This window comes from Streptococcus oralis (assembly GCF_001983955.1).
GTDB classification, from domain to species: Bacteria; Bacillota; Bacilli; order Lactobacillales; family Streptococcaceae; genus Streptococcus; species Streptococcus jiangnanensis.
The window spans coordinates 281,122-295,349 of sequence record NZ_CP019562.1; the positions used below are offsets into that span (position 1 = coordinate 281,122).

At 38.5% G+C, this 14,228-nt stretch carries 7 protein-coding genes; 3 read left to right on the top strand and 4 right to left on the bottom strand.

Annotation, left to right across the window (positions count from 1 at the left end):
• The first annotated feature begins 4 nt into the window (after positions 1–4).
• Positions 5–1,900, top strand: coding sequence for a DUF2207 domain-containing protein (locus BWR56_RS01450; RefSeq protein WP_076984306.1), 1,896 nt, complete (start codon positions 5–7; stop codon positions 1,898–1,900).
• A 59-nt stretch (positions 1,901–1,959) separates the two neighbouring features.
• A complete protein-coding gene (locus tag BWR56_RS01455; protein ID WP_000273567.1) occupies positions 1,960–2,805 on the top strand; it encodes an undecaprenyl-diphosphate phosphatase in 846 nt (281 codons plus the stop codon).
• 149 nt (positions 2,806–2,954) lie between these two features.
• On the opposite strand, the gene BWR56_RS01460 is transcribed toward BWR56_RS01455, so the two are convergent.
• The 3 genes from BWR56_RS01460 to dinB all read right to left on the bottom strand — a co-directional run bounded on the left by BWR56_RS01460 (position 2,955) and on the right by dinB (position 5,636).
• Positions 2,955–3,587, bottom strand: a complete 633-nt coding sequence (locus BWR56_RS01460) for a TetR/AcrR family transcriptional regulator (protein ID WP_071851607.1) — start codon at positions 3,585–3,587, stop codon at positions 2,955–2,957.
• Between the two features lie 99 nt (positions 3,588–3,686).
• Complete coding sequence (locus BWR56_RS01465) at positions 3,687–3,998, bottom strand: hypothetical protein (protein ID WP_231110163.1); 312 nt, start codon at positions 3,996–3,998, stop codon at positions 3,687–3,689.
• A gap of 576 nt (positions 3,999–4,574) precedes the next feature.
• On the bottom strand, positions 4,575–5,636 hold the full coding sequence (gene dinB / locus BWR56_RS01470) for a DNA polymerase IV (protein WP_061421408.1): 1,062 nt from the start codon (positions 5,634–5,636) through the stop codon (positions 4,575–4,577).
• Between the two features lie 232 nt (positions 5,637–5,868).
• Between dinB and pflB the strand changes: the two genes are divergently transcribed.
• A complete protein-coding gene (gene pflB, locus BWR56_RS01475) occupies positions 5,869–8,184 on the top strand; it encodes a formate C-acetyltransferase (RefSeq protein ID WP_000260621.1) in 2,316 nt (771 codons plus the stop codon).
• 250 nt (positions 8,185–8,434) lie between these two features.
• Here pflB and BWR56_RS01480 read toward each other — a convergent pair whose 3' ends face one another.
• Positions 8,435–14,029 (bottom strand): G5 domain-containing protein, encoded by a 5,595-nt coding sequence (locus BWR56_RS01480; protein ID WP_076984307.1) that lies wholly within the window; start codon positions 14,027–14,029, stop codon positions 8,435–8,437.
• Positions 14,030–14,228: the final 199 nt, after the last annotated feature.

The following is a 14,228-nucleotide window of genomic DNA, read 5'->3' on the forward strand; positions in this document are numbered from 1 at the left end:
GATTATGAAAAAAAGATGGCTGTTGGCTTTGGTATTTACTTATTTATTATTTATACCGAACCTGGTTTTTGCAGTAGACTTTGATATCTTATCCTATCAGGGTGATTTGAATATTCATGCAGATAATACTGCAATTTTTAAGGAAACAATTACCTACCGCTTTGGAGATGATTATAATGGTCAGTTAGTTGGACTCGGGAAAGCTGGGAAAATGCCAGAAGGATTTGACATTGATCCCGATCCGACCGTTCAGGTTTCTAAAAATGGAAGAATTGTTCAAAATGCTTCCTTCTATACTATGGAGGAAGAGGACGGCTACAAGGTAAAAATTTACAATGCTGGATATGCTGGAGATACTGTTCGTGTAACGGTTACCTGGAAACTAACAAACCTTCTCTTCTTATATAAGGATATCGCAGAGCTGAATTGGCAACCCTTGACCGATAGTACTGGAGACATCAAAGAGATTGAGTTTAAGGTTAGCTCTGATACTCCAGCAGAGAAACTCTATTTTCATGCAGGCCAACTCCTAAGGGACTCTAGTGTTGAAAAAGCAAATAATCTCTATCATGTCAAAATGAAAGACCTTCCTAGAAAGCGACAGATCGAATTACACGCATACTGGCCGAGAAGTGCTTTTGCAGGAGCTCCAGATCAAGGATTAGAGGAAGAACGTTTAACGGATTTTAACCGGATTGAAAGCAATATAGCGACAGAAAAAGCGCAAAGTGAGATAATGATGAAATGGGTATTTCCCGTCATTTTTATGAGTCTCTTACTTCTAGTTCCTCTCTTCTATAGGAAGTTTTGTCAGAGTACAAGCATTAAAAAGGTCTTTCCAAAAGATCATCGACTCTACGAACCACCGATGGATTTGCCTCCAATGGTTTTAGCAGAAGCTGTGTATTCAACTTCCTTAGAGGAAGTCAATCCCCTAAACAAATCAGGGTTTGGTAAATTTACTTTTGAACGTTTGATTCAGGCAACCTTGTTGGATTTAGTCGATCGAGGTCATTTATCTATTTTTCAAAGGGATGAGGAACCTTATGTGCGCATTATCAGTGAAAAGGGTTTGTCCAATTTTGAGAAGGAATGCCTGCGCATGACTTTGTCAAATAAGAAAGAATTGGCTATTTCAGAGCTCTTCCCTGATTACCAAGTTTCATCTTCCCTTTACCGTGGTGCCAAAGAGTCAGATGAAAAACATATCCGAGAAACAGGCTCGCGTCTCAAACGCTCCTTTGAAGGAAGACTTCAACGCATTCAGTCTTGTGTCAAGGATAAGGTCCATGTACTTCGTATCCCAAGCTACTATCGTCCCTTGACAAGTGAGGAACGTCGCCTTGCTCTTGGGATGCGGGTCTGTTCAGCCATAACAGCTCTAGGTGGACTGCTTTTCTTTTACTATAGCTGGAAAACACATGGCTTCTTTTCAATCCCATTTCTACTCTTAGGATTGACAGGATTAGGGGCTAGTTTCTGGGTTTATCTTGCCACGCGAGGAGCCTATCGCGATGGAGTTCTAACAGAGGAGGGAGCGGAGATCTTCTATCTCTGGACGAGTTTTGAAAATATGCTTCGGGATATCGCTCATCTGGATCAGGCCGAGCTAGAGAGCATCGTCCTTTGGAACCGTCTACTGGTCTATGCGACTCTCTTTGGTTATGCCAAGAAGGTGAGCAAGTTAATGAAAGTCCGCCATATTCAGCTTGAAAATCCAGATTTGAATCTTTATGTAGCCTATGGTTGGCACTCACAGTTCTACACCTCAACTGCACAAATCAAGCAATATACTGCTGTCGCAAATACAGCTAGCAATTACTCTGTATCTTCTGGAAGTGGAAGTTCAGGTGGAGGATTCTCAGGAGGAGGTGGCGGTGGTAGCATCGGCGCCTTCTAAAAAACCTATCGCAACATCCGAAATTATGCTATAATAGAGGACAGAAAAAGGAGTAATGTATGTATTTTATTGAAATTTTGAAGTCAATCTTTTTTGGGATTGTTGAAGGAATTACAGAATGGTTGCCCATTTCAAGTACTGGCCATTTGATCTTGGTAGAAGAATTTGTACAATACAAGGACCAAAATGAAGCCTTCATGTCCATGTTTAATGTTGTCATCCAGCTTGGTGCCATTTTAGCAGTTATGGTCATTTACTTTAACAAGCTTAACCCTTTCAAACCTGGTAAAACTAAGGTCGAAGTTCGTAGAACTTGGCAATTATGGTCAAAAGTCTTCGTTGCGACCTTGCCTTTGCTATTGGTTTTTAAACTAGATGATTGGTTTGATGCTAACTTCCATAACATGGTTTCAGTTGCGATCATGTTGATTATCTATGGTGTTGCCTTTATCTATCTTGAAAAACGAAATAAGGCGCAAGCCATTGAACCAACAGTAACAGAGCTAGACAAGTTGCCTTATAAAACAGCCCTTTACATTGGACTCTTCCAAGTCCTCGCCCTCTTTCCAGGAACAAGCCGTTCAGGTGCGACTATCGTTGGTGGTTTGTTGAATGGAACAAGCCGCTCAGTCGTAACAGAGTTTACCTTCTATCTCGGAATTCCTGTTATGTTCGGAGCTAGTGCTTTAAAGATTTTCAAATTTATCAAAGCAGGTCAACTCTTGAGTTTTGGACAACTGTTCTTACTCTTGGTTGCTATGGGTGTTGCCTTTGCGGTCAGCATGGTTGCCATTCGTTTCTTGACCAGCTATGTGAAGAAGCACGACTTTACACTCTTTGGTAAATACCGTATTGTACTCGGTAGCGTCTTGTTGCTTTATAGTTTTGTGCGTTTATTTGTATAAGTTAAAAATAAAATAGGATAGTTCGCCAAAAAAACATTTGGGGAACTATCCTATTTTTTTATAATCGTTTAGTTTATTTTTTATTACATCATTATATCGCCTTGTCCTACATTTATCCACGGCTTTAAAAGTAAACGAAAAGATTGTATTTAATTTGATTGATTTAAAATTTCTTGGATCAAAGATTCATCAAAAATATCTAGTCCGATGGATTGAAGCATAAATTGTAAAAAATAGATACGATCAACTATTTTTTCGGAAGAATTTTCAAAAATACTCCCTTCTACCCAAAAGTTAGTCAAAAGCAAGATTGTCTCGGCTGCTTCATTAGGGAAGGGGATAGGTTGGATGGACTGATCTTCTATTCCTTTTTTTATAATATCAGCAATAAGGGGAGTTCCTATACGCAGATTGTAACGGATAATAGTCAGCATGAACTCCGCATCAAGAGGCGCGTGATTAAACATCTCGTAGTTAGTTTTCTGACTTTTTAAACTAAACTGAAAGGTTTCTTTGAGCTGCTCTCTTCCAGTTAAATGACTGGTGGATTCAAGCCAGTCTAGCAATTCCTTTTCCATCAATTGATAACGCTGTTTTAAAACTGCAAAAAAAATTTCATCTTTTGATTGAAAATGGTGATAAATGGCTCCTTTTGAAATGCTAGCTGTTTGCGCTATGTTTTGTACACTTGTTTTTTCATAGCCGTTGAGAATAAAAAGCTGTGAAGCTGTTGATAAAATTTTTTCAATCATTGCTTGAGATTTTTCTGTTTTTGCTACCATTGGGTTCCTTCTCTCTGTTATAATAGATTTATTTTATCAAAAAAAGAAGAAAAGGTAATATTTGAGCGTCTAACAAGCCTCCTTCTTAAGAAAACCACTCTACTTTTTTAATTTTGCTTCTATACGTTTGATGTGATACAAGTTTGAGAGAACTGTAATCCCACCAATGGTCATTATTCCTAAACCATTCCAAGGACTAAACAAAGTAGTGATGAGCCCACCAGTAAGTGTAGCATATCCACATTTCACTCCCAAACGAGAATGTCGGATACCGCTCTCTCCTTGTGTTAATCGGTAAAACTGTTCTTTTTGTAGCTTTTTTTGCTTTTGAATGACTTCGTGATGGCGTATTTGTTGTTGACGTACTCGTTGATTTTGTTTTGCAATATAATCGATTGTTTTTTCTAGCATAGTTTTTTTTATGTTAAGTCCTTTCTTTTAAAAACCGACCAGACGGTATTTTTATTTTTTCTAGTTTAACAAATAAAAATGAAGGTGTCAACACCTACCACTTATGAGAAAAAGTTTTTTACTAGGAACTATTTGAAATCTATCTCACATTTTTAGTTTTAAGTGCTGGAAATAATACTTAATTAAAACCAACTGCCCCTTTTCATCAATAAACTGTCAAAAAATATTGTAGTCCAAGTATATGCGTGGGAATGTACCTTGAAAATTATAGCACATATCCTAGTACAAATGCAGTAGGACATCAAACTAAACTATATTTCTCAAAAGCATTCAGTTCTCTAATAAAAGAGAGAGGGGATAAGAGGAAGAGGCTTTCTTGAATTAGGAATTATTAGAGTCTAAAAGGGGAATCATACTAATACAGCCTGCCGAATGCTGGTCAGCAATTTAAGATAGTACCTCAGACTGTTTTAGTGGTTAGCTATCACGATCTAAGAATTATTTTTAAACAGAATGAGGCTGAAACACTTTTGTTCCAACCTCATTTGATTTAAACCAATGAGTCCCCTCAAGGATTTAAAATCCTGTCACTGTAATTCCTAGTAAACGGATACCTTTTTCTTTGTCAGCTAGTTCTTCGTAGAGTTGAAGGGCAGTTTGAGAAATCTGACTAACGTCCTGTGTTGCTTGTGGGAGGCTTTTTCGTCTAGTCAGAGTGGAGAAGTCAGCGTATCGTATTTTTAGGATAATGATTTTTCCAGCTTTGTCCTGCTTGCTGAGATTGTGAGCTACCTTTTCGGAGAGAAGAGACAGCTCTTTTTTAATGTCTTCTTCTACTTGTAGAATCTTTCCATAGGTTTTTTCCTTGCCAATGGACTTACGAATGCGGTCGGGTTTGACCGGTGAGTTATGAATACCCCTGGCCTTTCGATAAAGTTCATAACCGAGTCTGCCGAACCGATCGATTAAAGTGACTTCTGAGACATCCAATAAGTCTGCACCAGTATAAATGCCCATTTCATGAAGACGTTCAACTGTTTTTTTGCCCACGCCATGAAATTTAGCAATGTCCATTTGTTTGAGGAAGTCTTGGGCTTGATCTGGGAGGATAACTGCTAAACCATGCGGTTTTTGATAGTCACTAGCCATTTTAGCTAAGAATTTGTTATAGGAAACACCCGCAGAAGCAGTCAGGTGTAGCTCCTGCCAGATATCTTGTTGGATGAGGCGGGCTATTTTGACTGCAGACTTGATACCGAGTTTATTTTCCGTCACATCTAAGTATGCCTCGTCGATACTCATAGGTTCAATCAAATCAGTGTAGCGTTTAAAAATAGCACGAATCTCAAGTCCCACAGTCTTATACTTTTCATAATTTCCAGAGATAAAGACAGCTTGGGGACAGCGCTCATAAGCTTCTTTAGAACTCATGGCTGAATGAACACCAAAAGCTCGTGCCTCATAGCTACAGGTAGAAACGACACCACGCCCACCTGTTTGCCTAGGGTCGCTCCCAATGATAACAGGTTTGCCCTTTAACTTGGGATTATCTCTGATTTCCACCGCAGCAAAAAAGGCATCCATGTCGATGTGGATGATTTTTCTTGACAGATCATTAATCAATGGAAATATGAGCATTTCTGCTCCTTTCTAGTGTCATTTTCTATTCATTATACCTTTTTTTCTGAAAAAATGGAAAAGAGTAATCCTGCTTTCAAAAATATAATACAGATTGTATCTGAAAACAGACTGTATTAGAAAAGAAAGCGTCTAAAATGCCGATTTTCTCTTGTTGAAATCGGTTACTGTATGGTATACTTGACTCAAGAATGTAACAGATGACTGTTACTAGAAAAAAGAGGACATTAACATGGTTGTTAAGACAGTTGTTGAAGCACAAGATATTTTTGATAAAGCTTGGGAAGGCTTCAAAGGCGTAGATTGGAAAGAAAAAGCAAGTATTTCTCGCTTCGTTCAAGCTAACTACACACCTTACGATGGAGATGAAAGTTTCCTTGCTGGACCAACAGAACGTTCACTTCACATCAAAAAAATCGTAGAAGAAACAAAAGCACACTACGAAGAAACTCGTTTCCCAATGGACACTCGTCCAACATCTATTGCTGATATTCCTGCTGGATTTATCGACAAAGAAAATGAAGTTATCTTCGGTATCCAAAACGATGAACTCTTCAAATTGAACTTCATGCCAAAAGGTGGTATCCGTATGGCTGAAACTACTTTGAAAGAAAATGGATACGAACCAGATCCAGCTGTTCACGAAATCTTCACTAAATACGTAACAACAGTTAACGACGGTATCTTCCGTGCCTATACTTCAAATATCCGTCGCGCTCGTCACGCTCACACTGTAACTGGTCTTCCAGATGCCTACTCACGTGGACGTATCATCGGTGTTTACGCACGTCTTGCTCTTTACGGTGCTGACTACTTGATGCAAGAAAAAGTAAACGACTGGAATGCGATTAAAGAAATCGATGAAGAAACAATCCGTCTTCGTGAAGAAGTAAACCTTCAATACCAAGCATTGCAACAAGTTGTTCGCTTGGGTGACCTTTACGGAGTTGATGTCCGCAAACCAGCGATGAACACGAAAGAAGCCATCCAATGGGTTAACATCGCCTTCATGGCTGTCTGCCGTGTTATCAACGGTGCTGCTACATCTCTAGGACGTGTGCCAATCGTATTGGATATCTTTGCAGAACGTGACCTTGCTCGTGGTACATTTACTGAATCAGAAATCCAAGAGTTCGTTGATGATTTCGTTATGAAACTTCGTACAGTTAAATTTGCTCGCACAAAAGCTTATGACCAATTGTACTCAGGTGACCCAACCTTCATCACAACTTCTATGGCTGGTATGGGTAACGACGGTCGTCACCGTGTTACTAAGATGGACTACCGTTTCTTGAACACTCTTGACAATATCGGTAACTCTCCAGAGCCAAACTTGACAGTTCTTTGGACTGACAAATTGCCATACAACTTCCGTCGCTACTGTATGCATATGAGCCACAAACACTCTTCTATCCAATACGAAGGTGTAACAACAATGGCTAAAGACGGATACGGAGAAATGAGCTGTATCTCATGCTGTGTGTCACCACTTGACCCAGAAAACGAAGATCAACGCCACAATATCCAGTACTTCGGTGCTCGTGTAAACGTTCTTAAAGCCCTTCTTACTGGTTTGAACGGTGGTTACGACGATGTTCACAAAGACTACAAAGTATTTGACATCGATCCTATCCGTGACGAAGTTCTTGAATTCGAATCAGTTAAAGCCAACTTTGAAAAATCTCTTGACTGGTTGACTGACACTTACGTAGATGCTTTGAACATCATCCACTACATGACTGACAAATACAACTACGAAGCTGTTCAAATGGCATTCTTGCCAACTAAACAACGTGCCAACATGGGATTCGGTATCTGTGGATTTGCTAACACTGTTGATACATTGTCAGCTATCAAGTACGCTACAGTTAAACCAATCCGTGATGAAAATGGCTACATCTACGATTACGAAACAATCGGTGAATACCCACGTTGGGGTGAAGATGACCCACGTTCAAACGAATTGGCAGAATGGTTGATCGAAGCTTACACAACTCGTCTACGTAGCCACAAACTTTACAAAGACGCAGAAGCTACTGTATCACTTTTGACTATCACATCTAACGTTGCTTACTCTAAACAAACTGGTAACTCACCAGTCCACAAAGGTGTATACCTCAACGAAGATGGTTCTGTGAACTTGTCTAAACTTGAATTCTTCTCACCAGGTGCTAACCCATCTAACAAAGCTAAAGGTGGATGGTTGCAAAACTTGAACTCACTTGCTAGCCTAGACTTTGGTTACGCAGCTGACGGTATCTCATTGACAACTCAAGTTTCTCCACGTGCTCTTGGTAAGACTCGTGACGAACAAGTGGATAACTTGGTAACAATCCTTGATGGTTACTTCGAAAACGGTGGACAACACGTTAACTTGAACGTTATGGACTTGAACGATGTTTACGAAAAGATCATGTCAGGTGAAGACGTTATCGTACGTATCTCTGGATACTGTGTAAACACTAAATACCTCACTCCAGAACAAAAGACTGAATTGACACAACGTGTCTTCCACGAAGTTCTTTCAATGGATGACGCATTGAGCTAAGATAATATAAAGAAAACTAGCCTTAAGGCTAGTTTTTTTGTTACTGAGGTTTTGATAATTTTAAATCAAGGAATATTATAGTTTATACTCTCAGAGAGAAGAGACAAATTACTTCTATATAAAATATGGCTTTTTCTGCCTTACTGCAGGTGTCATAGAATTGACTAAAAAGGATTGAATTCTACAAAATATAGACTTCAATCCTTTTTTAAAATATACTATCTAGCTTGAAGAGTAAATGACATATACTTTAGTCGTTATCTTCTTTACGTTTGAATAGTGTAAGACCTAAGGCTGCAAATAGAGCTAGAGCACCAGTCACTGCTGCAGAGTGATTGTTTTCTGTTCCTGTATTTGGTAATACTTTGGTATTATCAACAGTAGATTGCTCAGTATTTGCATGGTTTTGTTGACTATCTTGACTTAATTGGTCAGTATTATTTGGAGTGGTTGCAGTAGTAGCAGCTGTTCCTATTCTTACAATTTCATCAGTAGGTGTAATTGTAACTGTAGAAGACAGAATGTTGCTAGAAATAATCTGCCCTTTATCATCAAAAACTTCTTCGATAATGATTGTACGAAGGCCAGCTTTACCTGGGGCAACAATCATTTGTGTTCCACTAGGCAATTTATCATCATAAATGGATTGAATACCATAAGGAATAGAAAGTTCAATAGTTCTCTGAACAGTTCTAGTAAGTGGTTTTGTTCCCACAAGTACAATCTGTTTGACAGGCTCAGTTTGTTTGTCAGAGACAACACGAGACGAGATCACAGTATTGTTTCGGTTGTCAATAGTATCTTCGTGAACAATAGTTCTAGTACCTTTAACACCAGGGGTTTGAATCTCTTCTTCTCCAACGAATAGCTTGTCAGAAGGCACTTTAACGATATCAAAGTCAATATCTTGTGTCTCAGTTCTTTGAGCGGTTACAGTGAGTGGTTTTGTTCCCACAAGTACGATCTGTTTGACAGGCTCAGTTTGTTCATCAGAGATGACGCGAGACGAGATCACAGTATTGTTTCGGTTGTCAATAGTATCTTCGTGAACAATAGTTCTAGTACCTTTAACACCAGGGGTTTGAATCTCTTCTTCCCCAACAAATAGCTTATCAGAAGGAACTTTAACGATATCAAAGTCAATATCCTGTTTCTCAGTTCTTTGAGCGGTTACAGTGAGTGGTTTTGTTCCCACAAGTACGATCTGTTTGACAGGCTCAGTTTGTTCATCAGAGATGACGCGAGACGAGATCACAGTATTGTTTCGGTTGTCAATAGTATCTTCGTGAACAATAGTTCTAGTACCTTTAACACCAGGGGTTTGAATCTCTTCTTCTCCAACGAATAGCTTGTCAGAAGGCACTTTAACGATATCAAAGTCAATATCTTGTGTCTCAGTTCTTTGAGCGGTTACAGTGAGTGGTTTTGTTCCCACAAGTACGATCTGTTTGACAGGCTCAGTTTGTTCATCAGAGATGACGCGAGACGAGATCACAGTATTGTTTCGGTTGTCAATAGTATCTTCGTGAACAATAGTTCTAGTACCTTTAACACCAGGGGTTTGAATCTCTTCTTCCCCAACAAATAGCTTATCAGAAGGAACTTTAACGATATCAAAGTCAATATCCTGTTTCTCAGTTCTTTGAGCGGTTACAGTGAGTGGTTTTGTTCCCACAAGTACGATCTGTTTGACAGGCTCAGTTTGTTCATCAGAGATGACGCGAGACGAGATCACAGTATTGTTTCGGTTGTCAATAGTATCTTCGTGAACAATAGTTCTAGTACCTTTAACACCAGGGGTTTGAATCTCTTCTTCCCCAACAAATAGCTTATCAGAAGGAACTTTAACGATATCAAAGTCAATATCCTGTTTCTCAGTTCTTTGAGCAGTTACAGTAAGTGGTTTTGTTCCCACAAGTACGATCTGTTTGACAGGTTCGGTTTGTTCGTCAGAGATAACACGAGACGAGATCACAGTATTGTTTCGGTTGTCAATAGTATCTTCGTGAACAATAGTTCTAGTACCTTTAACACCAGGAATCTGAATTTCTTCTTCTCCAACAAATAGCTTGTCAGAAGGCACTTTAACGATATCAAAGTCAATATCCTGTTTCTCAGTTCTTTGAGCAGTTCTAGTAAGTGGTTTTGTTCCCACAAGTACGATTTGCTTAATAGGTTTAGTAGTGATACTATCAGAAACTTGTTCTCTTGAAATTAGATCATTTGTATCATTATCACGGATTTCTCGATAAGAAACAGTACGGATTCCTTTGACACCAGGAGTTTTGATGACAGAATCACCAACTAGAATAGTATCATCGTTTACATATTCTGTTTCGAAATCGACATCAAACTGATCAAATGCTCCAATAGCTTTGGAAGTTCGTGTACCTACATGGACAATACGATTTTGCGGTGCCGTAGTTACATTTTCATCAGTAAATGTATATTGCGTATCGTTCTTCAAACCAATTGGAAGATTTTCATAGCGATAGGCCATCTCAGTTGTTTGAGTTTGGTTTTTAGTGTCAGTGTAACTATACGTTTTAGTGGCTGTCATAATTTTGCCATCTGTGGTTGTATAGTCTGCTCGAAGCAAGCCAGGAATGCGATCATTATCAGTAGCTTCTCGAATATTTGTTGTTGCATAGAAGTATCTGAGACCATAGTTTAGGATATCGGTTCCACTTGATTTCTCATAAGCAGAGTTATCGACACCAGTCGCATAGGTATTTACAGTTTTCGTTCCAGCTACACCAGGAGTTTTCTCAATGCTAGTTCCAGCTGCAATAGTTTTATCGTTCACGTAGATTGTCTCATATGGAACAGTCTCTTCTGAACTGTTGATTAAACTAGGGGAACTTGTTGAAAAACGACTAACTCCCATATTGAATTGAGTGCTATTCTTTTCCTTGTTAGGAATAAGGCGTTCGGTTGCAGGCTTATAGATCGCATTGCCAAGTGGATCGGTTTTCGTATCGGTAGTAGAAGCTGTGATTTCTGATTCGGAAGTGAAGGTATTGTTTTCAGTATATCGAACTAGGTGATTGGTTTCTAATACACGGATTGGCAAATCAACATTGTTAGCATAACTAATATTAGAAATTTTAATATCGTTTCCAATAAAAGCTAATGGTTGAGTTCGACTAAGTGTATTTGGAAGGTTGCTTGGAGTTCGAGTTGTATTAATACCAAAGCCAAGTCCAGGTTGCACCAAAGTACCATTATTTCCATTTAAACTAATTAACGGCGTTTGTGTTGCAGCATTCTTAGCTAAAGATTGTGTGATTTCCCCAAAGTCAAGATTATTGTCTTTAAAAAGAACGCCCTCTGCATTTGTTGTAATAGAAATGATAGGCATTGTCTTTTGTTTTCCGATGATGCCAGGTCTAGTACTCATGAAAGTTTTTTTGACTTTAATGTCATTGTTTTGGAAAACAACAGACCCACGGAACTTATCTTGGTTAGATCGAATTGTTTTATCTGCGACATTAAAATTACTAGTCGATTCAGCGATTGTAATAGCAGATAAATCTTTATTTGGATCACCGTAAAGTTCTTCAAGCTCGACTTTATTATTACTAATGTTGATGGAACCAGAACCATATCCCAATCCGTTTGCAAATTTACTTGTATCAGATAATGTAGCGGTTCCCCTAATATTGTCATTAGAAGAGTTAATCATCTTAATCAAATCGTTTGCTGAGTGTCCAGTGATTTGATTGTTTTTTATATTCAGTACATAGTTTAGATAAGGCTCTTGCATACGAACCAAGATAGCATTTGTATTGTAGTCTTGGTTTGTAGCGGTTCTACCTGATGAATCCAAATCTTGAATGCGGTTATTACTAATTTCAAAATAACCTACGGCTCCGTCTGCACTCAAGTCCTGAGATTTTTCATTCGTTTGCAAATGAATCGCTTCATACTGGAGGTAATCATGACCATGTGTAAATTTTCCGTCAACTTTCAAGTCATCTCGTACTAGACGATTTGTTTTATCTTGTGTGACAACGTTGTTTCGAATGACAACATTTTCCATTTTAAAGTTTCGGTTGTATACAGAGATACCTAACAAGCGATCTCCGTATGAAATGTTGTTTTCGATTAAAATTCGGTCACCGTCGTGAATATCTAAACCTTTACGATAGTTATAGGTACTCGTATTGTTTCGGAAAACTATTCCATTATTGTAGGATCCAGCCTCTGAAGCGAAACCATAACCTGTACTTCCGTTTAATTTGTGTCCATTTTCAGAAGTGGTTGTTCCTTCAATAAGGATATTGGTTTGGTAAGAGAATTGAACTCCAGCCACTCGGTTATTGTGAGTATTACTGTTTAATACTTTATTGTTTTCACCTAAGTTTAGACTACTGAAAGTATAACCAGGAGCTTTTCCAGCAATCAAATTACTCACAGAGCGAGGACGGCCCCAACCAGGAAGAGAGATATTTGAGACACTGTTATATGACGACCCGAAGCGGATACCAGCTTTGTTAGCTCCACTCGCTTCAACGTTCTCAACAGTTACATTATCAGAATCATTGATAAGGACGCCATCGACTTTTCCATAGTAGGGCATTCCTTTGACGTAGAAGCCATCATGTTGTTCTCCAAAAGCTTCTTTTAAGTTTTGGATAGAAACAGATAAATCTTTCACAAGGAATCCATTTTGATTTTCAACTAGCAAAACAGCATGGTCGCGATTGTCAGTATCATTCTCGTTGCTATCCCAAGGATTTCCTAGCTGAACTAAATTTGTTTTTAATACGGTTGTTCCTGGACCGTCTCCAAAGAGACCGGTTACATTTGAGTGCTCTGAACCGATTTTAATTTGATCAAAGGAGCCACTTTCGCTTTTGCGATAGATAGGCAGTGCTATTCCTGTAAGGTTTTCTCCGTTAGAACTAACATAACGAACAAGTCCATCCGAGTCTACACGAAGATTTTCATATTCTTCTTTCGTAACATGCGAAAGATTCTGAACACCATCAATTCGTCCTTTTTGTATAGGCATAGGAACACCTGATCCGTATGTTAAAATTTTATAGTGATCAATTTCGCCTTTATCACGAGCCACATTGACAATTCCAGAAAGTTTGACGGCAACACCAGTATGTTGTGTACCATCTGGATCAGCCATTACAATTTCATTTGCTGCTTTTAGTGCTTTATTAACAGCGAGAGTATCATCTTGGTTATCAGCTACATTCAAACCAAAATCAGTAGCATTGACATAGTACCATTTGTTTTTATGATCATAGTGAACATCATACTCAATACCTTCAACAGTTGGTTTTGAAACAACGGTTCTTACATCTTCTGTGATGGCATCTTGAATTTTCTTTGATTGGTTTTCTTTTGGTATTTCAGGAATGGCTTTTGCTTTGATTGCTTCCTCGTCAGCTTTTACTTCTGGTTTTAGAGCGGATTCGATAGATTCAGCGGGCTCAGTCGGTATAGAGTCTTTTGGCTGACTTTTATTTTTTTCCGCAGATGTGGATGCGCTTACACTTCGGAAGCCACTTCGTCCTATTTGTTTACTATCTGCTGGCTTCGTAGGAGTTTCAGCTACAGTGCTAGCACTATCGGATACATTGGAAGAAGGAGTAGTAGACTGTTCAGTCACTGAACTAGGATTATTAGCATTCTCAGCAGAATTTGGAGTATTTCCGTCTTCATTGGTTTTTTCAATCGTTGAAGATGTAACTGTAGTCGGTCGTAGCATTTCTGAAGTGTCTCCCCCAACTTCATTAGCGGCTACGTTATTGACTAATAAGGCTGATGTAACAATTCCGATTGAAACAGCAACCCAGTGCTTCTTTACTTTACGTAACTTTTTCATAAAATTATAATTCCCTTTATAATGTATATATTAAGTAGTTTGGCCGCAATTATTCATAATAATTTATATTTAGTTTCTCCTACAAATAACTATAATAATATATAAAAATATATTGCAACCTTTTTATTTTAACAAATCAAGTAGTTTGAGTCAAGAAATCAAACTAGAAAATTAAAATTATTTTTTAACACAAATTATT

Bases quoted from the DNA above. Each gene is read 5' to 3' on its own strand.
- BWR56_RS01450 (WP_076984306.1), top strand. From the start codon at position 5: ATGAAAAAAAGATGGCTGTTGGCTTTGGTATTTACTTATTTATTATTT.
- BWR56_RS01455 (WP_000273567.1), top strand. From the start codon at position 1,960: ATGTATTTTATTGAAATTTTGAAGTCAATCTTTTTTGGGATTGTTGAA.
- BWR56_RS01460 (WP_071851607.1), bottom strand. From the start codon at position 3,587: ATGGTAGCAAAAACAGAAAAATCTCAAGCAATGATTGAAAAAATTTTA.
- BWR56_RS01465 (WP_231110163.1), bottom strand. From the start codon at position 3,998: ATGCTAGAAAAAACAATCGATTATATTGCAAAACAAAATCAACGAGTA.
- dinB (WP_061421408.1), bottom strand. From the start codon at position 5,636: ATGCTCATATTTCCATTGATTAATGATCTGTCAAGAAAAATCATCCAC.
- pflB (WP_000260621.1), top strand. From the start codon at position 5,869: ATGGTTGTTAAGACAGTTGTTGAAGCACAAGATATTTTTGATAAAGCT.
- BWR56_RS01480 (WP_076984307.1), bottom strand. From the start codon at position 14,029: ATGAAAAAGTTACGTAAAGTAAAGAAGCACTGGGTTGCTGTTTCAATC.